Origin of the sequence: Dapis purpurea BLCC-M126, assembly GCF_050015975.1 — a bacterium.
GTDB lineage: Bacteria > Cyanobacteriota > Cyanobacteriia > Cyanobacteriales > Microcoleaceae > Trichodesmium.
Window position 1 is genome coordinate 58,590 of sequence record NZ_JBNHER010000219.1, and the last position, 25,693, is coordinate 84,282.

At 33.9% G+C, this 25,693-nt stretch carries 20 protein-coding genes, 2 tRNA genes and 1 pseudogene; 13 read left to right on the forward strand and 10 right to left on the reverse strand.

Annotated elements, in window-relative coordinates:
- Both ACP6PL_RS19635 and ACP6PL_RS19640 read left to right on the forward strand, forming a co-directional pair.
- A partial coding sequence (locus ACP6PL_RS19635; protein WP_426546960.1) for a peptidylprolyl isomerase occupies positions 1–1,433 on the forward strand: 1,433 nt, incomplete at its 5' end.
- Between the two features lie 166 nt (positions 1,434–1,599).
- Positions 1,600–2,277 carry a pentapeptide repeat-containing protein gene (locus ACP6PL_RS19640; RefSeq protein ID WP_426546961.1) on the forward strand — a complete coding sequence of 226 codons (678 nt, stop codon included), beginning with the start codon at positions 1,600–1,602 and terminating at the stop codon, positions 2,275–2,277.
- Between the two features lie 174 nt (positions 2,278–2,451).
- Here ACP6PL_RS19640 and ACP6PL_RS19645 read toward each other — a convergent pair whose 3' ends face one another.
- Positions 2,452–2,940 (reverse strand): hypothetical protein, encoded by a 489-nt coding sequence (locus tag ACP6PL_RS19645; protein WP_426546962.1) that lies wholly within the window; start codon positions 2,938–2,940, stop codon positions 2,452–2,454.
- A 95-nt stretch (positions 2,941–3,035) separates the two neighbouring features.
- On the opposite strand from ACP6PL_RS19645, the gene ACP6PL_RS19650 reads away from it, so the two are divergent.
- Positions 3,036–3,350: a hypothetical protein gene (locus ACP6PL_RS19650; RefSeq protein WP_426546963.1), complete on the forward strand. Its 315-nt coding sequence runs from the start codon at positions 3,036–3,038 to the stop codon at positions 3,348–3,350.
- On the opposite strand, the gene ACP6PL_RS19655 is transcribed toward ACP6PL_RS19650, so the two are convergent.
- The 3 genes from ACP6PL_RS19655 to ACP6PL_RS19665 all read right to left on the reverse strand — a co-directional run bounded on the left by ACP6PL_RS19655 (position 3,347) and on the right by ACP6PL_RS19665 (position 12,696).
- A complete protein-coding gene (locus ACP6PL_RS19655) occupies positions 3,347–7,906 on the reverse strand; it encodes a tetratricopeptide repeat protein (RefSeq protein ID WP_426546964.1) in 4,560 nt (1,519 codons plus the stop codon). The genes ACP6PL_RS19650 and ACP6PL_RS19655 overlap by 4 nt on opposite strands.
- 460 nt (positions 7,907–8,366) lie before the next feature.
- The gene (locus ACP6PL_RS19660; RefSeq protein WP_426546965.1) at positions 8,367–11,240 is read right to left on the reverse strand and encodes a tetratricopeptide repeat protein; all 2,874 of its coding nucleotides are present in this window, start codon (positions 11,238–11,240) and stop codon (positions 8,367–8,369) included.
- A 511-nt stretch (positions 11,241–11,751) separates the two neighbouring features.
- Positions 11,752–12,696, reverse strand: coding sequence for a calcium-binding protein (locus tag ACP6PL_RS19665; protein ID WP_426546966.1), 945 nt, complete (start codon positions 12,694–12,696; stop codon positions 11,752–11,754).
- Positions 12,697–13,682: 986 nt separating this feature from the next.
- Between ACP6PL_RS19665 and ACP6PL_RS19670 the strand changes: the two genes are divergently transcribed.
- Positions 13,683–13,772: transfer RNA gene (locus ACP6PL_RS19670), tRNA-Ser, on the forward strand.
- A 431-nt stretch (positions 13,773–14,203) separates the two neighbouring features.
- On the opposite strand, the gene ACP6PL_RS19675 is transcribed toward ACP6PL_RS19670, so the two are convergent.
- The gene (locus ACP6PL_RS19675; RefSeq protein ID WP_426546967.1) at positions 14,204–15,130 is read right to left on the reverse strand and encodes a serine hydrolase; all 927 of its coding nucleotides are present in this window, start codon (positions 15,128–15,130) and stop codon (positions 14,204–14,206) included.
- Between the two features lie 708 nt (positions 15,131–15,838).
- Between ACP6PL_RS19675 and ACP6PL_RS19680 the strand changes: the two genes are divergently transcribed.
- From ACP6PL_RS19680 to ACP6PL_RS19700, 5 genes are all read left to right on the forward strand, one after another.
- Positions 15,839–15,967, forward strand: a complete 129-nt coding sequence (locus tag ACP6PL_RS19680) for a hypothetical protein (protein WP_426546968.1) — start codon at positions 15,839–15,841, stop codon at positions 15,965–15,967.
- 27 nt (positions 15,968–15,994) lie between these two features.
- Positions 15,995–16,384: a C40 family peptidase gene (locus ACP6PL_RS19685; protein ID WP_426546969.1), complete on the forward strand. Its 390-nt coding sequence runs from the start codon at positions 15,995–15,997 to the stop codon at positions 16,382–16,384.
- A gap of 3 nt (positions 16,385–16,387) precedes the next feature.
- Positions 16,388–16,549, forward strand: coding sequence for a hypothetical protein (locus tag ACP6PL_RS19690; RefSeq protein WP_426546970.1), 162 nt, complete (start codon positions 16,388–16,390; stop codon positions 16,547–16,549).
- A gap of 1,220 nt (positions 16,550–17,769) precedes the next feature.
- On the forward strand, positions 17,770–17,973 hold the full coding sequence (locus ACP6PL_RS19695) for a hypothetical protein (RefSeq protein ID WP_426546971.1): 204 nt from the start codon (positions 17,770–17,772) through the stop codon (positions 17,971–17,973).
- A 687-nt stretch (positions 17,974–18,660) separates the two neighbouring features.
- Positions 18,661–19,899 carry an MFS transporter gene (locus ACP6PL_RS19700; protein ID WP_426546972.1) on the forward strand — a complete coding sequence of 413 codons (1,239 nt, stop codon included), beginning with the start codon at positions 18,661–18,663 and terminating at the stop codon, positions 19,897–19,899.
- 2 nt (positions 19,900–19,901) lie between these two features.
- Here the strand turns inward: ACP6PL_RS19700 and ACP6PL_RS19705 are convergent.
- Positions 19,902–19,974 (reverse strand) — tRNA-Arg (locus tag ACP6PL_RS19705).
- 84 nt (positions 19,975–20,058) lie between these two features.
- Between ACP6PL_RS19705 and moaC the strand changes: the two genes are divergently transcribed.
- The 4 genes from moaC to ACP6PL_RS19725 all read left to right on the forward strand — a co-directional run bounded on the left by moaC (position 20,059) and on the right by ACP6PL_RS19725 (position 24,117).
- On the forward strand, positions 20,059–20,586 hold the full coding sequence (moaC, locus tag ACP6PL_RS19710; RefSeq protein WP_426546973.1) for a cyclic pyranopterin monophosphate synthase MoaC: 528 nt from the start codon (positions 20,059–20,061) through the stop codon (positions 20,584–20,586).
- Positions 20,587–21,061: 475 nt separating this feature from the next.
- The gene (locus ACP6PL_RS19715; RefSeq protein WP_426546974.1) at positions 21,062–21,316 is read left to right on the forward strand and encodes a 2TM domain-containing protein; all 255 of its coding nucleotides are present in this window, start codon (positions 21,062–21,064) and stop codon (positions 21,314–21,316) included.
- 22 nt (positions 21,317–21,338) lie between these two features.
- Complete coding sequence (locus ACP6PL_RS19720; protein WP_426546975.1) at positions 21,339–21,647, forward strand: DUF3181 family protein; 309 nt, start codon at positions 21,339–21,341, stop codon at positions 21,645–21,647.
- A gap of 211 nt (positions 21,648–21,858) precedes the next feature.
- Positions 21,859–24,117, forward strand: a complete 2,259-nt coding sequence (locus tag ACP6PL_RS19725) for a glycosyltransferase (protein WP_426546976.1) — start codon at positions 21,859–21,861, stop codon at positions 24,115–24,117.
- 149 nt (positions 24,118–24,266) lie between these two features.
- Here ACP6PL_RS19725 and ACP6PL_RS19730 read toward each other — a convergent pair whose 3' ends face one another.
- The 4 genes and pseudogenes from ACP6PL_RS19730 to ACP6PL_RS19745 all read right to left on the reverse strand — a co-directional run bounded on the left by ACP6PL_RS19730 (position 24,267) and on the right by ACP6PL_RS19745 (position 25,387).
- The gene (locus ACP6PL_RS19730) at positions 24,267–24,602 is read right to left on the reverse strand and encodes a hypothetical protein (RefSeq protein ID WP_426546977.1); all 336 of its coding nucleotides are present in this window, start codon (positions 24,600–24,602) and stop codon (positions 24,267–24,269) included.
- An 18-nt stretch (positions 24,603–24,620) separates the two neighbouring features.
- A pseudogene (locus ACP6PL_RS19735) lies at positions 24,621–24,692 on the reverse strand (prepilin-type N-terminal cleavage/methylation domain-containing protein); the annotation flags it as partial.
- Positions 24,693–24,961: 269 nt separating this feature from the next.
- Positions 24,962–25,240, reverse strand: coding sequence for a hypothetical protein (locus tag ACP6PL_RS19740; protein WP_426546978.1), 279 nt, complete (start codon positions 25,238–25,240; stop codon positions 24,962–24,964).
- Positions 25,241–25,387 carry a hypothetical protein gene (locus ACP6PL_RS19745; protein ID WP_426546979.1) on the reverse strand — a complete coding sequence of 49 codons (147 nt, stop codon included), beginning with the start codon at positions 25,385–25,387 and terminating at the stop codon, positions 25,241–25,243.
- Positions 25,388–25,693 lie beyond the last annotated feature (306 nt).

Below are 25,693 nucleotides of genomic sequence, written 5' to 3' on the forward strand. Positions count from 1 at the left end.
AACAAGAAGATACTGAAAATCAAGAAGAAGCTGGCGAAAAAGAAAAAATTACCATTCAACTCAATTCCTCAAGCGCTCCAGTAACAGCAGCTAATTTTGCTGACTTGGTAGAGCAAAATGTCTATGATTCTCTAGCATTCCACCGATTTGTAGAAGGGTTTGTGATTCAAGGTGGAGATCCCCAAGGTCGAGACCCTGATTTTCCTATTGATGATTTAGGTGCGGGGGGTTATATTGACCCAGAAACAGGTGAAGAACGAGAAATACCCCTGGAAATCGAAGTTGCAGAAACAGGAGAAATTGTTTATAACGAGATAGTTGATGAACCTGTGGCATTATCTCACGAAGCAGGGGTAATAGCTATGGCTCGTACTTCAGTATTAGATACAGCTTCTTCACAGTTTTATTTCCCTGTGGAAGATGCAACCGATCTAGATGGTGGTTTTGCAGTATTTGGTGAAGTTACCGATGGTTTTGATGTTGTACAAGAACTCCGAGAAGGCGATCGCATCCTTGCAGCTAGGGTAGTAGAAGGGAATATTCCTAGTAGGGTATCAGATATTGTTACTGATTCTGATTTGCTCAATGAATATGCTAATAAGGATGGCGCAAATAAAGTAAACTATCTTGTCTCAATGGATGACGACTCTGAGAATAATGCTGATTCTGATAATAACAATTCAGAAATTGGGGAATCTATAGATTCAGAGCTACTCGCTACTCAAATCCCAGCAACTATTGATGAAGAAGTTAGTGGGGAAGGAGATGAAGACTCAGAAACAGATGAAGAAACAGATGAAGAAACAAGCGATGAAGAAACAGATGAAAATGATGGTGAAGGTGATGAAATAGCTAGTGATGTTGATGAAGATGATGAAAATGACCCTACCGATGGTGACGATATACTTGAAGTAAGTCAAGTTGATGATTCCTTAGTAATGATGGGTTTAGAAGGTAATGATCAGATATTAGGTAGCGATGGTAATGACGTCATCAGTGGAAATCAAGGTAATGATTCCCTTTTCGGTTTAGAAGGTAATGACTGGTTACGCGGTGGAAAAGGAGATGATGAATTAATAGGTGGAGTCGGAGATGATTATCTAATTGGCGATTATGGTGCTGATATTCTGACAGGTGGTGCGGGTGCAGATAGTTTTATTCTGCGAACTGATGTTGTTGAAAATGATGAAGTAGAGGAAATAGACGAAGCTAACAGAATTACTGACTTCACTCCTACCGAAGATCAAATTATCATAATTGCTGAGTTTATTCCTTCTGATGGTTTAACTTATGAATTAGTCGATGGAGATGCTGTAATTAGACTGCTTGATAGTAGCTTTATATTAGGTGTAGTTGAAGAAACTTCTATAGAAGATGTTCAAAATAACATTTTTGCAGTAAATACTGATGACTATGCTTTACGTTTTGGTTAATTAATGGTACGAGTCAAAGCTTTACTTAGTTCGCTAGACAATTTCTACTTATTATGATTGTGTTGGAAGTTGTACTAGCGAATTTTACATTTTATCTATTTTGGATAAAGTTTGCTTTCTTGGTTCAAACAAAATTAATTTAAGTTCAATTAAAATAACTTTAGCAATGAAATTTTTAGCAACTGTTAGTTTGGTCATTTCTTTCATCTACTTGAGTTTATCTGCACCAGTTATCGCAGCTAATTCTGAAGATATTAATCATCTATTACAAGATAATTGGTGTGTATCATTCTTATGGAAACAATGCGACCTAAGTAGAGCAGATTTCCACAACTCTAATTTAGAGAATGCTAACCTTTCGGGAGCTAATTTAACTGGTGTAAATTTCCAAGGTGCAGATTTGAATGGAGCTAATTTAACAGGAGCTAATTTAACAGGAGCTAATTTAGAAAAAGCTAACTTATATAGAGCAGATATTAACAGAGCAAATTTAACAAATACAAATTTAACTGGTACTCGTTTATTGGAAGCTGATTTGACTATGGCAAATTTGAGTAATGCTAATTTAACTGATGCTAGTTTATTAGAAGCAAGACTCTGGGGAGCAAATTTGGAAGCAGCTAATTTAAGTAATGCTAGTCTCCATGGTACTAACTTAGAATATGCTAATCTTGCTGATACTAATTTAAGTGGAGCAGATTTTCATAGTTTCTCTTTCCGAGGTTATAAACAAGAAACTAATTTAAGTAATGCTAATTTAGAAGGTGCAGTTATTACTAATACAGATTTAGGTGGAGTAATTCTGAGAGGAACAGTTATGCCTGATGGTTCAATTAATGATTGAGAAGGAAGAAGGAATAAGGAAGAGGAAGTAAATATTGAAAAAAAAGGGAAAAATAAATAGAGATACCTGTCTAAAATGAATTGGAGCAGCTCTTTTTTAGTATTTATTGGGGAATACTTACAGTTTTTTTTGCCAAACCTACCCCTAGAATAACTTGATTAAACTTGATTGAATTTATCGGTCAATTCTTGTCATTCTGACTGGAATACAACCATGATAATCAGAACAATTTCTCATTTTCCAACTACCATGATAATCTGATTCAATATAAAAACTATCAGGTTGATAGTTACCGTTTATCGCATCACTACCAGGATAAGTAGGTCTACTACCTTGAAGAATATAACCATTTCTATCAGGAACCATATTCATTTGTTGTTCAGCGTAAACTCTTCTACCATTAGGTCCAGTTACATTCACAATCATAGTTCCAAAATTTCCATCCATTCTCAAACGACCTCTATGTAACCATCCGTTGACTTTCCACTGTAAATTCCATGTTCCGTTCATCCCTTCGTTAATTACATCTGGACTTACACTTTTCTGTGTTGGTTGAGCAAAAGCAACTTTTGCAGGAGTTATAGTTGCAAAAGATAAAGAAGTAGCAGTTAAAACAACTAAACCCAGGCGAACAATTTTGTTGAAATTAGTTTGAATATTCATAGGAAAATTCTCCTAAAATTTATTGGTTTATTTCTTTCTTTACTTAATACTTCTAAGATAAAACCGTATATTCCGGAGAAACATCCCCAAGTTTGGTGATTTTTGCCTCTGAAAACTACACAAAAATTTGTAATGCTGTACCACCACTTCTATCAAAAGCATTCGGTTCCTACATAATTAAGGTTTTAACAGAAGCAGAAATTAATCCTATTCCTTGGGATATTTCTAGTAGTAATAATCATCAACACTACAGAGAGAAAGTTGATAGCAAAACTGAGGATAATAATTTTCCAATTCAGTTAAAATTACCTTTTAAAATTAGACATTTCCAGAAAAGAGGGAATAGGAAATACTCATTTATTTTAGACAACTATCTTGATTGTTTTTCCTTATTCCCTCTTCACTTTTAAATCAAACTAGGGCACTTTAAATTCACCATCCCCAGTCGGACATGAGAACCATCTTTGAGAATAGCTTCTAAGGAAATTTTTATCTCTGGCGCAAATTCAATTACTTCTATTTCTCCCCAGAAACCACAATATTTAGCTTCTGGAAATTCTGGATGAATTTCTCCTACATCCGGACGATGTAAATTAGCAGGAACTTCTCTGATTACTTTACCACCAGAAATAAATTCTATTGAAACTGGAGGAGATTTTTTTCCTACTACCCAACCACCTATACAAATAGAACTAATATCTTTCTTTATTCCTGATTTTGGTTCATCTATAGAACAACCAACTATTTCTGCATCTTTTTCATAGAGAGAAACAGCAACTTCTACATTTGTTTGAATCCTTAAACTAAAGTCTTCTTGTTGTCTAGTTAAATGAGGATTATAACAAGGATCTTCGTCTATTAAATGTTTCCACCTTTGCTTCATATCTTGAATTTCTTTTTGGAAACGTTTTTGTTTTTCTCCGGTATTTTCTACTCCCCTACTTTTTGATTCATGGTGATATAAAACAGCGTGAGGTATATAAATATTTCGATAACCTTTATGCAGCATTTTTAAACATAAATCTACATCATTAAATGCTACTGCTAACTCTTCATCAAATCCTCCAATTTGTTCAAATACTTCTCGACGACACATTAAACAAGCGGCAGTTACAGCAGAATAATTATTAACAGAAATAATTTGACCTTTATATCCAGCATCAGTGGGAGAAAAACCTCGGTGACTATGATCTGCAATACTCCGCATTCCTAATACAACTCCGGCGTGTTGAATTGTATTATCTGGATATAATAATAGAGCGCCGACAGCTCCTATTTTTTCTCTTTGCGCTTGCTCAACCATTGCTTCTAACCACTCAGCAGTTTTTACTTCTGTGTCATTATTTAAGAATAGTAAATAATCACCTTCTGCTTTTTCTACAGCAAAGTTATTTAGTTTGGAGAAGTTGAAAGGAATATTCAGTTCATAAGATTTGAAGCGTTCTGGTTGTTGATTTTTCCACTTCTCAATAATAGATAATGTTTCTGGTTCATCACTGCCGTTATCAATTACTATTACTTCATAATTTGGATAGGTGGTTTTAGTAAAAATTGATTCCAAACATCTATCTAAAATATTTCCTAAATTTCGAGTAGGAATGATTATACTGACTAATTTTTGATCGGAAATTTGATAGCGAATTCGATAAAATCCATGATGGTTAGGTACGCTATAAACTGTTCCTGTTTCTCCCCTTCTTGTTAATGCTTCGGTCAATGCTTTCTTCACAAGTTCTTCTGATATTTCCCAATCTTTTTCTACTCCATTTTTAGAGATTCTGTTGTGATAAAGTACTTTGGGAATGTGGAATATTTTTTGACTTGCTTCGCTTAAGCGGAGAATTAAATCATATTCATAACTACTTTCATATCCGACTTGAAAACCGTTTAATTTTTCCAATAATTCTCGGCGATATATACACAAATGACCTGTATACATTCGAGATAAAAATGAATCGGGACACCAATCTGGTTTAAAGTAAGGTTGAGTTAATTTTCCTTCAGTAGTTAATTTATCTTCGTCTGAATAAACCATATCTGAATCTGGATGTTTATTCAGAAATAATACCATTTGATAAAGAGCATCTGGAGTTAATAGATCGTCAGGATTTAAGAGAGTAACAAAATCTCCTGTTGCTAATGCTACAGCAGAATTTAAGTCTGTGGCAATATCTCTGTTTTCACTTTTTAAGACTAATTTAATTCTGTTTTCTACTTCTATATTTTGCGGCAGTTCGTCAGCAATATAGCAAAGTTCCCAGTTAGGATAAACTTGATTTATTACTGATTCAATTGTCTCTTGAAACTCTGGAGATGCTTTTTTTTCTGGCAGGATAATACTGATCAATGGTTGGTATCGGAAAGTGTCTAAATTTTCCGACATTTTGTTTAGTTTGTCTGAGTTAGGTAAGTTTTCCTTGAGCCATAATTGATAGGCATCTTCTTTTTCGGTTTCTATATTAGATTCAGCAGGATGACTGTTGACTGAAGTTGATATATCGGGAGCTAAGTTTTGCGGTGAATTATTAACTTGAGTTTCTAGTTTTACTAGGGGTGGAGAATTTTTTACCTGAATGTTTTTTTTAGGTAATATCTTTTCTAATTGTGCCTTAATTTCCTCATCGTCTGGATTAATTTGTAATCCCAACTGATAAAAGGCGATCGCTCCATGAGTTTTCCCTTTTTTTACTAATGTATTACCTAGTTGTAAATAAAGTTTGTGGTCTTCTGGCTTAACCTCTAGCGCTTTGTGATAAAGTTGCTCATTATCAGGATTATTTTCTATGGCTTTCTTATACCATTTAATTGATTCTTCGAGGTCTAATTCAGCACGTTTTTTCAGAGAATCTCCCAATTTTTGATAAGCTTCTGGCATATCTGCTTTTAATTCTAAAGCCCGACGATAGGGTTCTATTGCCTCTTGCCAATTTCCAGCTTCCCAAAGAGTATTTCCTAAGTTAATATAAGACCAAGTAAAGTCAGGATTTAATTCTATTGCCCGACGATAAGGTTCAACAGCTTCTTCCCATTTTTCTAGTTTTAATAGACAGTCTGCTAAGTTATTATGAGACCAAGAAAAGTCAGGATTTAATTCTATTGCTCGACGATAAGGTTCAACAGCTTCTTCCCATTTTTCTAATTTCTTCAGAGCTTCTCCTAAACTGTTGTGGTACCAAGAATTATCTGGTTTTATTTCACTTGCTTTTTGATAGACTTTGACAGCTTCTTCCCATTTTTCCTGTTGCGAGAAAATTTCCCCTAATTTTCCATAAGGTATATCGAATTGTGGATAATTTTCTGTTGCTTGGCTATAAGCTTTTACTGCCTCTTCTACTTTTCCTTGTTCTTGGAAAGCTTCTCCATATATGTAATAAATTTCTCCGATTTTTTGCTGAAATTCTGTATTATTTGGTTCTATTTGTTGAGCCTTTTGATAATTCTGTAAAGCTAGCTCTAACTGCCCCTGATTTAGTAAACCATCTCCTAATTTTTGATAAGCTTCTAAATTCTTTGGATTAGCAGATATTACTCTTTGATAACAAGCAATTGCTTCTCCCCACTGCCCATTTTGAATTAAGATTTCTCCTAATTTATAACTAGCTTCTACTAACTGAGGCTTTAACTTAATTGCTTCTTGATAACAAGCTATCGCCTGTTCTAACTGACTATTTTCGCCCAGAGTATTGCCAACGAATAAAAATTCTTCTGCCGTAGCTTTTCCTGGTTCTAATCTAAGTGCTTGATACAAATATTCTGCTGCTTCTGCTGACTGATTAACCTGAGTATAGATTTTCGCTAAATTTCTATATGCTCCGGCAAAGTCTGGTTTAATTGCAATTGCTCTTCGATAAGATTGTATTGCTTGTTCCCACTGTTTTTGTTGAGCAAATATCGTGCCTATATTTGCATATACTTCCCCAAAATCAGGCTTAATTTCTAATGCTTTATTGTACCAATCTAATCCCTCTTGTAATTTACCCATAGCTTGTAAAGAATTGCCGATTATTTTATAAGCTTTGGGTTCTGTTTTAACTTGAATAATTTTCTGACTTACAGCAATTGCTTGTTCCCATTTTTTCTGATTAAGGTAAGTCTCTGCCACTACCATATAAGTTTCTATATCTTCAGGATTAATCGTCGAAAGAGTTGGTTGGGGCGGAATATTATTTATCTGTTCAGAAGCTACCAGGGTATCATTACCATTAACCTGATTATTATTTAAACTGCCTACTAAAGTATCTCTGGGATTTAACTCTTGACTAGAAATTAAATTATATTGACTAGCTGATGAAATATCATCTGAATTCTCTATTTTTGTATTAGATACTTTTAATTCTATTGCCTTCCGAAAACAAACTGTCGCTTCATCTAATTTTCCTTGCTGTTTTAAAGCTTCCCCTAAATTTTGATAAGCTTCTGATGAGTTATTATCTAATTTAATTATCATGCGATAACAAGATATTGCTTCATCTAAACTACCTTGTTGCTGAAGAGTTTTTCCTAAACTCATCACTTCTTCTGGATTTGATTTTTCTGGTTCTAGAGATAATGCCTTATATTGACAATATGTAGCAGATTTTTGATTGCCCAAACTTAACCAGACTTTCGTCATATTACGATAAGCTCCAGCAAAATCTGGTTTGAGATTTACAGCTTTTTGATAATAGGATATAGCCTCTTGCCATTTTTGCTGCATGGCATATAAACTACCTAGATTAGCATATACTTCCGGCCAATCTGATTTGATTTCTAACGCCTTTTTATAGCAATTTTCTGCCTCTGCTAATTTTCCTTGTACTTGCCAAGCATTGCCTAAAGTTTTGTAGGCAGGAAAATAATTTTCTTCTATTTTTATAGCTAATTCGCAGGACGCGATCGCTTCCTCAAATTTCTTTTGAGCTAAATAAGCTTCTGCTTTTTTGTGGAAATTTTCTGCTGCGCTTTCAGGAGGATTTGTTGATGCCATTTTCTCTCTTTTTTGGGCTACTATTAATAAGGTAAGGAAGAAGTAAGAAGGAAGAAGGAAGAAGGAGTAAAGTAAAACTTTGACTTACTTTTTCTGCCAATAATTTTTGACTTTCTCATTTAGTAAAAGTAAGGAAGAAGGAAGAAGGAAGAAGGAATAAAGTAAAACTTTGACTTACTTTTTCTGCCAATATTTTTTGACTTTCTCATCCTTTTGTTTAGAACCATTCCGCTTTTCCTGCGGAATGCTACGCAAAAAGCTTTTGAACATATACAAGTAACTACTATAGTTAACTGATGAGATTTTTATAACTTTTAATTCTCCTTAGAGACTCAAATAATTTAACTTCTGACTTCCGACTTCAACAATAGCTGATGACCTTCTTATTCATAACCCTTAATTCTCCTTAAAAACTAAAATCATTTAACTTCTGACTTCTGACTTCTAACTTCTGACTTCATCAAATACCTATAACTTTGAGCATTTGATTCAGTGAATCTAAATTCACTAAAATATCTTCCACTAAGGAACTTTCATACATTATATTTCTAATCGGATAACAACTAAATGTTTCACCAATTAGAAAGTAATGCTCTAATCCTAATAATCGGCTAATATGCCAATAATAGTATCTGAGATAGTGGGGTGAAAAAAGTTCGATAACTTTTGTCCCTGGGTTACAGAATACTATATTTGTTAGACCACTTCCATGAGGAGCGACTATAATCTTGGCATGGGCAAAAGTGGCAATCTGATTTTCTAGAGACATTGACTCTGGAGTAATGCATGTAAAACCAAACTGCTTTAATATCTCTACCACTTCTGGTTCATTCATTACCCGGCGATACCTAGCATTACCTCTACCTATGTATATTCTTTCGGAAAAATCCGACTTATTATTAGTTATACCTCTGAGAAATACTTCTCTTAAAAATTTTAATCCCCATGGTTGTAACCATCCCAAATAACTAGGGTATGAGGGTACAACCAACTCTTCTGCTTGAATGTGAGGATGGCGATCGCTTGCCAAAATCTTCTCTTCTCTAACACCAAGACTTTTTAGTGTTTCTCGTTGAAAAGGTTGTTGATAGTCATTAACTACAAACCAATCTATTTCTTCTAGATTAATACCCTGGCGCAATATTTCTATTCTCGGCAGTAAGTCTACCATCCAATGAAAATATACATTTCCTGACAATACCGATAATACTGCTACCTTACCATTAATTTTCTCTAGGGGGGGCAATTTTTCAAAGCCAAAAATCCGATGTTGACTTGGGTCATGTTTTGTGCATCCTGGTAATGGAGATGGATATTCCCTAGACAAATCTCCCAATAAATAGTTATCTGGAGTCATAATAGCAATGCCGTAACATAGTCTCCAGTAATTTTTCTTGGGCATTATCCAAGCTCTTCCCGACTGTACTATAGTTACAAAGGTAGGACTCTGGGAAAGTTTCTGAAAGTAGGCAAATCCTGAAATACCATTTTTTGCATCTTTTGTCAAAGTAGGTATACTTCCATCTTTACTTACAGATAGGGATCTAGTCCCCCCCTTTTGAAGGGGGGATCTTTCCTGACTCAAAACATCAATATTTTTCCCAAGCTCATCCTGAATACTAAGACTATATACCCCTTGAACAAGAGATTTCGGGTTAAACCACTGATAAATTTGCTTTAAACATTCATTACAATTTAACCCTTGACATTCTAAATCTTTCTTCCTATTTTCAACATTTACCTGAATAGGAGATTTAGAAGTTTCTTCTATATATTCTGTCGCTAATTTTTCTAGTCTTACTTCTATATATCGTTTCTGATAATTCTTGCTATCTAATTTTTGCAACCAATCTTTTGTGGATAAATATAATCCCTCTAACTTTTTATAAGGTGAAAAATCATTATTTAATATATGTTCTTTTTTTGCTGATAAGACTTTACTGTAATAATCTATTGCTTCCTGCCATCTTTGCTGTTTTTCCAGAACCTTACCCAACTCAAAGTAAATCTTTGTCGTCTCATCAATTCTATTTTCACTCAGTAATATTTGCAGAGATATTTGATAACTAATAATTGCTGAATTTAACCGTTTTTGTTTAACTAGACTATTTCCTAATAGCCAATAAACGTCTGCAGAAATTGGTTTGATTTGTAACGCTCTTTGATAAAAATCTTCAGCACCTTCATAATACCCACTTTCCATCAAGACATTGCCAAAATTAACATAATATTGCAACAAACATTGAAATATATTCTGATACTGCTGCTGAGAATTTTCCGAATAATTATCTAATTTTTGCAATTCTTTGAGAAAATTCAAGCCTGCTACTTTTGTCAAATACAGTTCATCAGATATTGCATTTTCAGGATTTCCTAACTTCGCCTCTAATACCCGACAATAGCCATCAACAAATTGATGATTAGTAATTACATTTTTTAAGTAAACAAAAGCAGGTGCAAATTTTCCTATAGTCATTAAAGAAAAAGCACAATCACTATAGGCTAAAACACAATCTGTTTCTCCCTTCAGCCTAATAACTTCTTGAAAATATTTTACTGCTAATTCATGCTCCCCAATAATTTGTAATGCTTTGCCTAAGTTATAATGCGCCTTAATAAAATTAGGGTCTAATTCGATAGCACTATAATAAGCAGCGATCGCTTCTATCGGATTTTCCTTTAATAAAGTAAAACCAAGATTATTATATAAATCTGCCGAATCTGATTTTAGAGCTAAACCTTTTTGATAAATTTCAATAGCTTCTGACCTTCGATTCATATCGGCTAAAACGCCACCTAAATTATTATATGCTTCTACAAAATCTGGCTTTAATTCTATTAACTTTCTATAAACATCAACTGCTGCTTGATAATTTATTTGCAATTCAAAAACAATACCCAAGCTCAAATAAGCCTTAAGATAATTTGGTTTTAGAATAATCGCTGTTTCATAACAGTTAACTGCACCTTCCAAATCTCCATATTGATGTTTTATATTACCTAAATTATAATATAATTCCGGCGATTCCAGTCCTAAAGAAATCGCTTTTTGATATTGATTAACTGCTTCACTTAACCACTTTTTATGACTATACAATTGACCGAGAAAAGCATGAACTTCTGCATATTTTGGCTCAATCTCCAAAGCTTTTGTATAAGCAAACATAGCTTCATCAAAATTATCTTCTGCTTCATAACTTTTCCCTAATATTCTGTAAGCATCAGCAGAGTTTGGCTGTATTTCTAAAACTTGTTGACAGGTTACTATTGCTTGACTTAATTTGCCTTCAGTTAAGTATGATTTTGCTAATCTGAGATGTTTTTCTATTTTCATCCTTATCTATCAATGACATTTTTCTCTGCTACTAGCATAGAATTATTCTGTCAATATTGTAGTGAATCAACACCCCTAAAATTTTGCCAAATGTAGGGGGGGATGCCGAGTTAAGTTAATGGTTTTACAAACTATAGTTATTCCAGTTAAGATTGAGACACTTAAGCTTGATATAATCCTTTAAAATTAAAAATTTAGCTGTCTCATTTTTATTTGAAACAACTATATTAGATGAACCCGCCCAGACTCCAATGATATAATTAAAATTTTAAATGTTGCCAAATGTAGGGAAGGGTTCTGAGTTAAGTTAGTGCTTTTACAAATTATCAAATGATATTTAGATTTTGGTGCGGGTTTATTTAATCTGATTGTTAAACTCGTTAATTTAACCTGGAGCCTGCTCCTACTATATAAAACCAAAACAAAATTCCCCCCTAAAGTTAGGAGGGAATCATAATCTTCATTCTTGGGTTATACCCATATTTAAAACCACATTTATTAATAACTAGACTTAGAAGATTTCAAAGTCAGTATTTTGTAATGGGTTAGCAGCATCATAAATAGTATTATCAACCTGAGCAAATTGATTTTCATCACCAGAACCTTGTGATGCGTTGTAGTAAATTAGACCATTTGCAGGGTCATAAATTATCGCTGCTGCATTTCCTGCACCATTGTCCCCAGGATCTGCAGGGTTGAAGTTCTCAATGACTGCAAACTGATCTGCTGATAGTGGAGAGCCAGTAGTTGTACCTGTTAAAGCGTTAAATCTCGCATCTTCTGGAACTGGGAAGTTAGCAGCTAGAACTATCTTATCTCCCTCACCTCTATTGAAGTCTGTCAGGGTGTCAACTCCATAACTACCATCTGCATTAAACCAGAAGAAGAAACTATCAGCTCCAGCGCCACCTGTTAAAACATCATTACCCCTTGAACCAGATAGGAAGTCATCGCCTATACCACCATCTAGACTATCAGTATCTTTACCTCCTTCAAGAGTATCATTACCTGCATCACCCTCTAGGAAATCAACACCTGCATTACCCTGTATGTTGTCATCTCCCTCTCCACCGCTTACTATGTCATCCCCGCGATCGCCGAAGAGAATGTCGTTTCCTGCGCCACCGTCTATATTATCATTATCTCTACCACCTCTGACACTATCATCTCCTATACCTGCGTCTATGGAGTCATTTCCTCGGTTACCTTCTATAGAGTCAGAGCCAGTTCCACCAATTGCAGTATCAGAACCATCACCTAATACCACTACATCATTACCAGGACCTGCTGATACAAAGTCATCACCAGACAAAACTGAAATATTGTCAGAACCATTTGTTCCCCCAAGACGATCTGCTCCTGGAGTTCCTACTCGGATACGTCCTCCATCATTAACATCTGGGTCAGGTATATCTACTGATGGTGTGGTTGGATTTGGAATTACTACTTCACTCACTTACTTACCTCGTTTTTTAGAATTTACTATTGCTAATTTATCTGTGATTTGCTCAAAGAGCTAATTTTTAGATTCTGTATAGATGACCTTTTCGTTCATTTATATCTTTGTTTATAGGGAAAACTTAACCCTTGTGAACTCAGACATTACAAGTATAATGATTGTTCCCCTTTATTCAATCCTTAAGCGATCAAATAATTCTTGTTTCTCCAAGTTAGGCCAGGAAGTTTTATGCTACAACAGATACATTTTTTAGAAAGTTCTAATTGATGTACTGTTTAGCATAGTTTTGTATGTTTTAGTATTAGTCGATTCACTCAATTTAAATAACAACCTACTGAGGGACGGGCTAACAACAGAGTGCATTGCACCGAATTAAATTTTTCAATTAATTACCATTTAACTGAAATATCCCAAACCTATCAGGTTTTCACCATATTGTTAAAGATTTTTGTACTTATACAAATTAGATCATATTTAACTAAAGTTTAAAAACTATCGAAGCATTTTTGCTCCCACCATAATTTAAAGATGCTGGTTTCCAAACTTTCAGAAGTTTTTGATAATTTTCTTTTAACAAGAAAGATAACCATTTTACAGTCTACCATAGTCTTGTTTATTGTCAATTACCCAATTTACGGATTCATCTAATTTTTTTTGGAACAAATCTTACATTTAATCCGTCTGATATGTCTTATTTTTTTTGATCTTAAATGAATGTGTATTTATTATGGTTAACTCTAAGTAGATACTGAATAGGTAGGTCTGGCGTTATTGATGCGTAGGTATAAAATTCCTAAATTTATAATGTGTAAATCAGAGCTATTTCCCCACCTTTAAAGAGGGAAATAGCTCCTGACTCCTGACTCCTGACTCCTAACTCCTAACTTCTAACTGCTCCAGTTGAAAATTGAGAATGAAAATAATTTGAAAATAGGCTTGCCATAACAAAAAAACATCTGTTATAATAAATATCTGTTACCCAGGGAGAGGTGGCTGAGTGGTCGAAAGCGGCTCACTGCTAATGAGTTGTACGGGAGAACCCCGTACCGAGGGTTCGAATCCCTCCCTCTCCGTTATTTAAGTTATCAGTACCAGTAGCTGAAGCTAGAGGTTTTAAATACTGAAACTTATTTTTTCATCCCGTGAAAAGGTGAAGCTTGACACCTTGATTTTTGGTTTTGGTCAAATTGAATAGTTAACTCGAGAGTAGAAAGTTCTTCCCAAAAACAATTTGCTTTTAAGGCTGAACTTATTACTTTAAAAGCCTTACAGTACTTACAGCTCCAAATAAAGAGTTTTTAAAATTTGCACTGCTGAAAGCCTTAGCTAGCAATAGTTATTTCAAGAACTTTGCACTTTCTAGTAGTTAAATCAAATAATTGAAAAAAGTTGTAGCTTTTAAGTTATAGGTGTGGAGTAAACTTTTGTTATCTAAAACCTTTAAGCTACAACCTTTTTATTCTCGATCAAACACTTTTCCAGGGCCTTACCTTCATTGTTTTGCTCACAATTTTTTCATTGCCTCTACAAATTTTTGGGAAATATAAGGTAATATTCTCTCATTCCTACTAATCTCTTTGCCTTCTATAAATACAACTAAGAGATATGGCTGAAGATTTGGTAATTCTAGATAAGCAAAATTGTGACGTACATAGGTATCTATAATTCCTGTAGACCATACATTACCATTTTGAGGAAGGTTCTCATCTAGAAATCCTATAGTTTGACCTTTGGTTCCATCTTTTCCATCTTCTTGCCTAGGATTTTTCCTTAACAAATTCATCATTTTCTCCGAGGCTTGAGGAGATACTGCAATCCCACCCACAATACTATGTAATAAACGAGCTGTAGCATTAGTTGTGAGTATATTCCGATTTTCCATCAATAATCCTTCAAAAATGCGTTCCCGACCATAAGGGCCATCAGACCATGTTTTTTGATTAATATTGATGGATTTTAACTCAGGCCACTTGAGAGATTGAAAATAACGATTGACAAAATTACGTTGATATTTCCAAGTTTGAAAAGGTCCAGGTGATAATTCTGGTCCACTGGTAGTTCCCGTTAAAACGTCTACAACTAAACCAGTCGCATCGTGATTTGAAGAAAGAATCATATCTCGAATTGCTCTTTCAAACTCTGGTGAAGTTTTGACCATTCCTTTCTCTAGCCATTCATAAATAGCTACAAGATAAAATAAATGGACTATTCTTCCAGGATATATCCGCTCATCACCGCGATCGCTCCAACCACGCACTTGCTTTTGGCAAAATTCTGTGGGATTCTTAATATTTCTAGCTTTTGGTGAATGGTAAACTAGCCAAGTTATGGCAATTTGCTCACAATTTAGTTCTGAAAATTCTAACTTGGTTGCTTGTATAATTTCTTTACCCAGGATATTTAACTGTTCATCTTTATCAAAGAAGGTCATTTCAGTTATTAGTTATTAGTTATCAGTTATTAGTTATCAGTATTTTCTGTAATAGGGAAGCAAAAAAATCTGGAATTTTCTTTTTTATCCCCTTGAAAGGGGAGGTTTGAAACCTTATTTTTTTGTCATACAGAAAAGGAAAGTGAATAGTTAGATAATATTCGCGAACTGGAAAAAATGTTTACCTAATAATATACGAAATCAGTTAGTTTATATATATTTTTTTTCAATCTCTCGCAGGAGGGAATTATTTTTAGCTAATTATTCTCCGTTGATTTTAAATTAGGTATGTTTTTAGGGATACTGATTTGAATAAAAGGTGGCAATTTAAATTTCTAGTTTTCTTAAATTTTATGTAAAAAATCCCAAATTTATATATTTAAAGTTTATTAAGTTACTGAGGTACGGTTGTTTTTCTGATTTTATATTCGCTGTTTCTCTAATTATTCCTCCCTAGTCCCTACTCCTTGCTGCCTAAAAACAACGAATTTTTGACTTCACAAGTATAGGAATTGCTATATACAAAATTTGAAACTACCACATCTTTTCCCAGTTTATTGTTCCCTCATTATTTTATAAATAACCCAAAATATGATTACTATAGTATTTTTAATTAAGCCCGGAATACTGGCTGAGGCTTCAACATTTGATTAAAAGGGCTGAAAAAATCTTTTTTCTTGAAAATAAATATATCTAAAATTTCCATCAGTGACTAATTATAAATTATCTAATACTATTGAGTACCAATGCCGGGCTAATATAAATATTTATGACTTTGATAAATGTGACTCTTTGGCAACTCAAGCAGCAAGTGGACGACATTTACAAATCATTTAATCTCAGGAAAAATCTGGGAATGCAGTTATGGTGAAACTTCTAGAGGATGATTATTCTGGGTGGTTAGTAAATAAAGACTTTGATAAGATTAAACCTGCACCAACTGTTGACAAACCTCAAATTTTTAATGATGCTGAAATTCGAGATAAGTTACCAGAAGTAATTGCTTTTACCTATAAAGCTATAAATACTTCTAATTATTATCTTTGGGGAGGTAAAGTTGGGCCTAACTATCATTGTTATGGTCTAATTCAAACTGCTTTTGTTTCTGTTGGTATTTGGATACCCAGAGATGCTAATCAGCAAGAAGCTTTTTGTCAAAAAATTTCCCTAGACAAATATGAATTAAACGATGGACTTATAGTTGGAGACTTGGTGTTTTTTGGCACTGGTGAAATAACAGATCATGTAGGATGATATTTGGGAGAAAGACATTATATTCATAGTTATGGAAAAAGTCATGGTCGTAATGGCATTGCCATTGATGTATTTTCTGAAGAGGGGGATGAAGTTAGTCAAAGATACTATCAACTATTTCGGAGTGCAGCAAGAGTAGTTAGAAGTTATGAAAATACTCAGTAGTTTGACGTGAAAAAATGTTTTTATCAGAAGATAATAGGCAAGATGAAATTGGTTTGGGCACGTTAATACTTCAGTTTTTTTGCTCTCTCTTGACTTAGTATAGGTTGGGCAAATATTAAATTGATATTAAATGAGCTTATCTTGTTAAATATTTGTCTACTTTTTAATACCAATTCACTTTAAAGATGTCATAAATAGTTTCAAATTTTAAATGTGAAATAATTTCCTGAAATTAGTGTATATTTAAATTTTTGAGGCTATAAAATATTACTTTTTTCTTCCTGGAAACACTATAGTGTTTATCAAGCATGGTAGGTACAATTCTTTTTCTCCTCCCCTACTCCCATACTGCCTAAAACAAAGAAATTTTGTACATCACTCCTTGTGGAAATTGCTATATAAGTTATGGGAAGAAGCGTAGTGGATAAATTTGACTTGATTTATTATCAGTATCTATAGTTAACAATTTGCTAACTTTACTACTATTAAACTACAATACTAATATTCTAATATGATATGAAGAAAATCTTGTTCCACCTTAAACCTTATCTGCGCTGGATGATTCTGGGAGGAACAGTATTTTGTCTTGCAAAAACCCTGAAAGATAATTGGCAGCAAGTTATATAACTTCGTATTACTGAGCTTGGAATAGTTTATTTAGCGATCGCTTTTGTTGTCACAATTATGGCTCATATATGGTCGTGAGTTGTCTGGTTTTGGATCATTAAAGAGTTTGATCAAAAAGTTAATTTGCGGTGGGCAATTAGATTATATCTGTGCACAAATGTTGCCAAGTATTTTTCTGGAAATATCTAGCATTTTTATAGTCAAATTGCTGCAACAAAACAAGTAGGAGTACCTGTTTAAATTAAAATTTTAAGTGTGTTAATAGAACCACTTTTAATGGCAGTGGGAGCTTGACGAGTCGCTTTAGTTGTTTCTACTCAAGAAAGTTGGTTTTTACAGTTTTTATGTTTTTTGGCAGTCATTTCTATTGTTCATACACGAATTTTAAACCAACTAATTAAAGGTTTAGTTAAAATCAAATTAAAAGTCAAAAATTAGATTCGGAGGTAGTTACTGAATTAAAATTAGAGCACTATCCAATCAAGCCTTTTTGTGCATAATTTTATTTCGTGCTGCTTCGAGGTTCTGGATTTTTATTGGCAATTTTAGCGTTCAATTCTATTGAATTTAATCAAATTTTATTAGTATTTAGTGTGTTTAGTTTAGCCTGGTTATTAGGTTTAGTTGTGCCAGGAGCGCCTGGAGGTGTTGGGGTATTTGAAGCAACTGCTTTAACTTTACTTGAGCAAAAATTTTCTCCTGGTATTGTTTTAAGTGGTGTTGCATTTTATCGTTTGATTAGTGTTTTAGCTGAAACTTTTGCTGCTGGTTTAGCTTTGTTGGAACAAAAAAAGTAAGAAGGAAGAAGAAAGAAAGAAGAAGTGAAAAGTTAAGTTGTACTTGAGCATTAACTGACTTTAATCTAGGATTAGTTTTCTTAGCTACTGTTAAATTTTTAGCTTGACAATTGTAATTAGTGTAGGCAGCATTAGCAGAAATAATATATTCATAAATAATTGAAAAACTATTAATCAGTGATTTTCTTGTTTCATGTTAGCAACAGCCGAAACTTACCAAGCCCTTCCGCTCTCTCAAAGCAGAATTATATACAGTTTTACAAACATCAAGAATATGATTAATTCCTGTTTCTTATTGTTTTGTAGATTTGAGTTTATACTGGTAAGTTAAAAGTAAGCATTCAGCTATTACCATTTAGCATTTAGATGCATAAAACAATCAATTAACTACTTCACTTGAATACTTACAGTTAAAGCAATCACATTGGCGTTTTTTTGTTTCCTAACCTATGAATAATATCACACAATATTCTTAATTATAAACCTTATTAAATATCTCAAAAACCTATATCAAAGGATTGGGGAACGCTCAATTAATTTGCGTTCTTGTAATTCATCTCACCGCTAAATCTAAAAATTATAGCAGGAGTCCTCTTTCAAGATTCTCTGATAGATAAGTTAAGTTGGACAAGTTTTAATAATTTGTTACAAAATATAGGGATACAATTTATCCAGGGTGACTTAACTGTGAAAATATTCCGAACACTTGACCCTCAGCAGCAGCGTAGTCTAATGATTTTATTCTTGGCTGGCTTATTATTTTGGTCAAGTATAACTACTTTACTGCCTACTTTACCTCTTTACCTAGACCATATTGGAAGCACAAAACAACAAATTGGTTTTGTTATGGGTTGCTTTGCTGTGGGGCTATTACTATCACGATTTGTTTTAGGGCCATTGGCTGACAGTAAGAGTCGAAAGTTGGTTCTGATGATTGGCACAAGTGTAGCAGCGATCGCCCCACTTGGCTATTTACTACTCAAGTCTTTTCTTTTATTAATGGTAGTTCGTGCTTTTCATGGTATTAGTATTGCTGGATTTACCATTGGTTATATTGCTTTAGTTGCTGACTTGTCCCCTCCTGGTCGCCGGGGAGAATTAATTGGTTATATGAGTTTATGTACTCCAATAGGTATGGCTATTGGACCAGCAATAGGTGGGTTTTTCGTAGCAGCTACTGGCTATGTGCCTTTATTTGTGATTTGTTCTACTTTAGGAATGATGAGCTTATTATGTAGTTGTCTAGTTTGGGAACCACATTCAATAGTAGAAAAAAATTCCTACTCCGATCAATTTGAGCAACAAAAGTTTTGGCAGATATTAGGAAGTCGTAGAGTTTTGGTTCCGGCTGTTGTTATGTTGATAGTAGGTTTAATATTTGGTACAACTGTTACTTTTCTGCCACTGTATATTCAGGAAAGTAATATTGCTCTGAATGCTGGATTTTTTTACAGTGTAAGGGCGATCGCTAGTTTTATCATGCGTATTTTTACTGGGCGAGCTTCTGATAGATTTGGTCGTGGCCTTTTTATTAGTGGGGGTCTGGTATTTAGCTTATTGAGTATGTTAACTTTGTGGACTGCAAATACCAGCAACATGGTTTTACTAGCAGCTATTTTTGGAGGCTCTTCTGCTGGTTTAGTTTTACCAATGATGATTACTTTGACGACTGACCGATGTCCCCCAGATCAAAGAGGTAAGTTTTTTTCTCTTTGTATTGGTGGGTTTGATTTAGGATTAGCTTTAGCTGGACCTACTTTCGGTTTTGTTGCCGAGCAAATTGGTTACAGAGGTATGTTTGCTGTTGATGCTTGTCTTGCTTGCATAGCAATAGCTACATTTATTACTTTATCAAACAAAGATTTGCCCCATTCCATTAGATTTGCTTTTGGTCAGGGGCAAGATACTTATTATGTTAATCATTAATACGGGCCTGGAGGGATTCGAACCCCCGACCTCATGGTCCGTAGCCACGCACTCTATCCACTAAGCTACAGGCCCTTTTTTTCTTTGGCGTTAGATGAAACTTTTTTTGAATTAGTTTTTCTTCCGCACTAATAATTTAGTATAGCACGAATAAATAGAATGACAAGGGATTTTTCTAAATTTGAGCAAAGTTTAACTCATTTGGACTCTGAGGGTGCAGTTCATATGGTGGATGTATCTGCGAAAGTGCCTACTTTGCGTCAAGCTGAGGCAGGGGGACAAGTGCGAATGTTACGAGAAACTTTTGAGGCTATTCAAGCTGGTAATAGTCCAAAGGGTGATGTTTTGGGCACTGCTAAGTTAGCAGGAATTATGGCTGCCAAGCAAACTGCCCAACTTATTCCTTTATGTCATCCACTGCCTTTACAAAAGATAGATGTACAGTTGGTTCCCGATCCACAGTTGCCTGGATATCAGATTCGGGCGATGGTGAAGACTAAAGCGGAAACTGGGGTGGAGATGGAAGCTTTGACAGCGGTTTCTGTAGCTGCTTTGACTTTGTATGATATGGCTAAGGCTTTGGAGAAGTCTATTTCTATTGAGTTAATTCGTCTGTTGAGTAAGAGTGGCGGTAAGTCTGAAAATTATACTTTAAGTGAAAACTCAAAAATCAAAAGTCAAAACTAAAATTATTGAGTAGGTAGCAGACTCACACAGCTAATTTAGTTCTAAACTTGTAGGGTGCGTATTTACTGCTAAAATTTAGACTCTCAGAGGCATTTAACAATCTGTCGCAGGTAACCATTGCATAAATGTCAGTCCAGTAGGCAAAATAAATTTTATATTTACTGTTTGGTTACATATCGTTTCGTTAATTAACCCTAACCTACTAATCCCATACAGCAAAAAATGAACTGGTTATCTTTACTGATAGTTATTTCCTTTTGCCTATTTAGTTCTGTTCTATCAAGATTCAATTATCGGTCAATTAGAGCATCTTCCTCGTCTCAATGTCTCAATAGGCGAGAGGCTGACTTATCAATAGTTAACAGTTAATACATCTAAGTAGATAAACAATAATCTCAAATAATCTCCAAATTGCTGAGTTGCCTTTACAATATTTAAAGAAACTGAACAGTAATAAATTTTTTTTAAAAGTATTATGCCTCCTCGTTGGCCTCGCAAACCTGACCGTAATGACCCAGAGTTCCGTAAGTTGGATGACCGAATGAATTTTGCTATTCATGTAGCTATTTTTGCAGCCAGTAATTCTGGTGTATGGTTTTTTCGTAATCTTACAGCAGCAACTTGGCCCTGGGCTATCTGGGTAACAGGTGGTTGGGTGTTGTTATTGTTGATTCATGGGGTATATATTTTTGTCCTTGCAGATTATTCCACCATTTCAACTGATAACTGATAACTGATAACTGATAACTGAAATGACTAATGCTAGTACAACACAAATAATTGAAAGTTTAGCAGCAGAAATAGGGGATAAAGTTTATATTGATATTGCTGGTTGGCATCTCTACTTATCTGATGCGAAACTACATTTAACTTTGGCAGAAAAGTTTTATCCTATTTTAGCTGAAGAAGTACCTTCTGAAGGTCAGGTTATGGAAATATTACAGGGTGTTCCTGTTAAGTTAGGTGCTGGTAGAAAGGAAGTTCCTCTAATTGATTTGTTACCAATGCCGTGTCAGACTGATTTGATAGAAGTTTTGGCAGAGTTTCGAGAAAAAATATAATTTTAGCAAATATTTTAGTCTCTTTAAGCAATATTAATTAGGTTGTTTATTTCAGTAATTTGTAATAGGCAACCTAATTTTTTAGTCGGTATTTTCTAGTAAAAAATCAAAAATTACTCTCAGGAGAATCTCAGGATTAATTATTAATGTATTAACTTGAAGACTATAAAATTTTATTTGTTTAATTTGCTCTTATTAGAGATGACTGACTATGACTACCTCAAATATTGCTAAAAAATATATCAAAAGTCGCTTCAATAGTCTGATTTTTCTGAAATTCCGTTTGGCAACATTATTGTTAATAGGAGGAGTAACACTATTAACAATTATTATGGTTGCTTGGTTTAGTGGTATTGGTCAGATAGATGAATTTTTTGCTCAAATTCATTACTTTCAAGAAAATCCACCTATATGGGTACAAGTACCAACAGATAATAGTAAATATTTAGTTTTGCCGACAATTTTACTATTTTTAATTGCTCAAGGAATTATGAAAATTTCCCCTACTCCAAAAAACTGGTCGCGAGTTTTGGTAGTGGGGATTTTATTAGGTTTAACTATTCGTTATTTATCCTGGCGATCGCTCTCAACTTTAAATTTAATTGACCCGGTAAACGGCATATTTAGTTTAGGGTTATTAGGTCTGGAATTTTTGACGCTAAGTAGTAGTATTCTACTTTTATTTTTGATGCTTAAATTCAAGCCTCGTCGGGGAGAAGCAGACTATTTTTCTCAGAAAATTTTAGACCAAACTTTTCTGCCGTCTGTGGATATTTTTATTCCTACTTATGATGAAGCAGAATTTATTTTGGAACGTACGGTTATTGGTTGTCAGGCTATAGATTATCCTAACAAAAAAGTCTATTTATTGGATGATACTAAGAGACCAGCGGTTAAAAAATTAGCTGAGAAATTAGGATGTGAATATTTAACTAGAGATAATAATGCTTATGCGAAAGCTGGCAATTTAAATCACGCCCTTAGCAAAACAAACGGTGAATTTATTGTTGTTTTTGATGCTGACTTTATTCCCACAAAAAACTTTTTAATTCGGACTTTAGGATTTTTTCAAAATAAACAAATTACTCTAGTACAAACTCCTCAAACCTTTTATAATATCGACCCTATTTCTAGAAATTTAGGATTAGAAAATATCTTAACCTCAGAAGAAGAAATATTTTACCGACAAGTTCAACCGATTCGAGATAGTTCTGATGGAGTTGGTTGTGTAGGAACTTCTTTTGTTGTGAGAAGAAAAGCTTTAGAATCAGTGGGAGGATTTGTTACAGAATCAATTTGTGAAGATTATTTTACAGGAATTCGTTTATCAGCTAAAGGTTATCGTCAGGTTTATTTAGAGGAAAAACTAAGTGCTGGTTTAGCTGCTGAAAATATTTCTAGTCATGCAATTCAAAGATTAAGATGGGCAAGGGGAACTTTACAAGCATTTTTTATTAATTCTAATCCTCTGACAATTTCTGGATTAGGTTATATTCAAAGATTGTCATATTCACAGGCAATATTACATTGGTTTACTAGCATTAGCACTTTTGGTTTTTTGTTGATGCCATTGGCTTATAATTTTTTGGATGTGATTCCAATTAAAGCTACTGTTGCTGAATACTTGTATTTCTTTATACCTTATTATTTGGTAAATTTAACTGTATTTTCTTGGCTAAATTATCGTTCTAGATCGGCGATGTTATCAAATTTTTATGGTGTTGTTTTGGCTTTTCCTCTGGCAGTAACAATAATTAAATCTTTACTATATCCATTCTCACAAGGATTTAAAGTTACACCTAAAGGAATTAAAAGCGATCGCTATTTTTTTAATTGGAATTTGGCTTGGCCGTTGGTTCTATTATTCGGATTTAATACCATAAGTTTATGGTTTAATTTATCTAAGTTTATTGATGGTGGTTTTACACTAACGGAACAGATAAAAGGTTGGAATTTGGGATTATTTTGGAGTGGGTATAATTTATTAATGATTGGGGTGGCATTGTTGATATTAATAGATGTACCTAAACCAGATATATTTGAATGGTTTAATTTGCGGAGAGTGGTAAAACTGCGAATTAATAATCAGACATTTTGGGGGGTAACTAAACAAATATCAGAGGTGGGAGCTGAGATAGAGATTAATCAGAAAATTCCATCTAATTTAGTAGGAAAAAATTTGCCAGTCAGATTGAAAATTATTGAGGAAAAAATTTGTTTAGCAGGGAAAATTGCCAATATAAAAATGAGTGGAGAATTTCCTTGTATCAAAGTAAGGTTTCAGAAAGTAAACTTATCTGAAAAACGGCAATTAATAGAATTATTATTTTGTCGCCCTGGGCAATGGCAAATACGAGAAACACCTGGTGAGTTACAATCTTTCTGGTTATTATTGCGAGTATTGTTGAAGCCACGATTTATCTTTGAAAGAAAACCAAAAGAGAAACCAATGGAAGTTAGTCAGCTTTAACTTTAGTATCCTAGTTTATTGAATGTGTTAAGTCAAAAATAAATAATTTTTCCCCTTGCTGGAGTTGCTCCTTTACGTGTTGGACATTCAGAGAAACTGGAGCCTATTCTTTTCCATCCTAAAAGCATCCAAACAACCACGCATTTTCTCTAAGAAAAATCGGCGTTGTGACTGGGAGCACCTATTTTTATCGTGTATGGAACTTGTGTAGAAACTGCTCCTATATAATTAAATGTTATGGTTAGATTATTTAGCTGCCTAAATATCTCAATTTGTCTAGGTTTAACCCCAAACTCATTTAGTAATGGTTTCCAGTTTGGTGTGTCATTATGATGATGTTTAGAGAAATAAGGAATACCATCTAGTGTCTTAAACTCAACACTGATAGAAGTTTTTGTTGTCTTAGCTTTTGATTGTGCTTCTGAGAGTATTCTCATAACTTGATATTCTGCTATTTTGATTCGTTGCTTCTGAATAAAATTCATCCAACTTAATGCAGCAATAGTAGCTAATATAGAAATTATAAACAGTGAAATTATTACCTCAGCAAAAGTGAATCCTTTTTGATGTTTTATACCTAAACTCGATGATTTTCCTCTTAATTACTTTGTTTGATAATGATATTTATCTGTGATTATTTTCGTTTTATCATGGGGCATTTTTCTTTGGCTATAATACAACTTAATACCCCGAATTTATTTACTTATACCTACCTAATTTAGTCAGCTTTAATTGTAGTATTGCTAGTGACTTTTCAATGAAGCTCAGGACGGTTATTCAAATCTTCCTTTTCGCCAGGAGCAACATATATATCAGCATCAATACCCAAAGTCCTGCGAATTTTTCAACTGATTAGCAACGGACATTCATTGATCTTTTTGTCACTGTCGAGAATAAGTAATGTACTTTTTTCAGAACCATCAACATCAACAGTTAATTGAACTTTTGTACTAACAGGTAGTTTAAGCTTTTGAAATTCTGAAGAACGCAAGAATATTCTTTCACCTTGAAGTCGTAAATAATCTTTGTATGGTTGACAAACAATTCGATTAAAGGTAATAGAGTTGGGCTTATCAGGGATGAAATATTTGTGAAATGAGAAAGCAAAAAATAGTGTACCCAATCATATAAAAATAAATCTTTGCCAAACGTTTATAGGTTTTCCGAGGAATACTTCAGCTCCTCGAATAGAAACTTTAGTAATAGGCAAAAGCCCTAGTCGAAAGAAAATCAAACCAATTACAACAGGTAAATTAAGAATATTATTCATGGAATTAAAACTCCTAAATTTAGTGAAGTAAAAAGACTCAACTTATCTAAATTAGACCTCTAAGGTTTTGTTGAATATCTACATTTTAAGATTTTATAGTTACAGAATCTAAGGTTTAGGATAACTCTACTCATAAAAATCACAAAATATGAAAATGACAAAGTTTTGTTGGAATAAATTAAGGGTAAAAATTTTCCTGACTCCTAGAGAAATTAAACAGAAAAATTTCCAATTATAAAGAGGATGGTTATAGTTTAATGATCGATATTTTTATCTTGCTCATACCTGAGTGGATATTTTCAATGG

Coding starts and splice junctions, on each gene's coding strand:
- ACP6PL_RS19640 (WP_426546961.1), top strand. CDS start 1,600: ATGAAATTTTTAGCAACTGTTAGTTTGGTCATTTCTTTCATCTACTTG.
- ACP6PL_RS19645 (WP_426546962.1), bottom strand. CDS start 2,940: ATGAATATTCAAACTAATTTCAACAAAATTGTTCGCCTGGGTTTAGTT.
- ACP6PL_RS19655 (WP_426546964.1), bottom strand. CDS start 7,906: ATGGCATCAACAAATCCTCCTGAAAGCGCAGCAGAAAATTTCCACAAA.
- ACP6PL_RS19660 (WP_426546965.1), bottom strand. CDS start 11,240: ATGAAAATAGAAAAACATCTCAGATTAGCAAAATCATACTTAACTGAA.
- ACP6PL_RS19675 (WP_426546967.1), bottom strand. CDS start 15,130: ATGACCTTCTTTGATAAAGATGAACAGTTAAATATCCTGGGTAAAGAA.
- ACP6PL_RS19685 (WP_426546969.1), top strand. CDS start 15,995: ATGGTGAAACTTCTAGAGGATGATTATTCTGGGTGGTTAGTAAATAAA.
- moaC (WP_426546973.1), top strand. CDS start 20,059: ATGACAAGGGATTTTTCTAAATTTGAGCAAAGTTTAACTCATTTGGAC.
- ACP6PL_RS19715 (WP_426546974.1), top strand. CDS start 21,062: ATGCCTCCTCGTTGGCCTCGCAAACCTGACCGTAATGACCCAGAGTTC.
- ACP6PL_RS19720 (WP_426546975.1), top strand. CDS start 21,339: ATGACTAATGCTAGTACAACACAAATAATTGAAAGTTTAGCAGCAGAA.
- ACP6PL_RS19725 (WP_426546976.1), top strand. CDS start 21,859: ATGACTACCTCAAATATTGCTAAAAAATATATCAAAAGTCGCTTCAAT.
- ACP6PL_RS19730 (WP_426546977.1), bottom strand. CDS start 24,602: ATGAATTTTATTCAGAAGCAACGAATCAAAATAGCAGAATATCAAGTT.
- ACP6PL_RS19745 (WP_426546979.1), bottom strand. CDS start 25,387: ATGAATAATATTCTTAATTTACCTGTTGTAATTGGTTTGATTTTCTTT.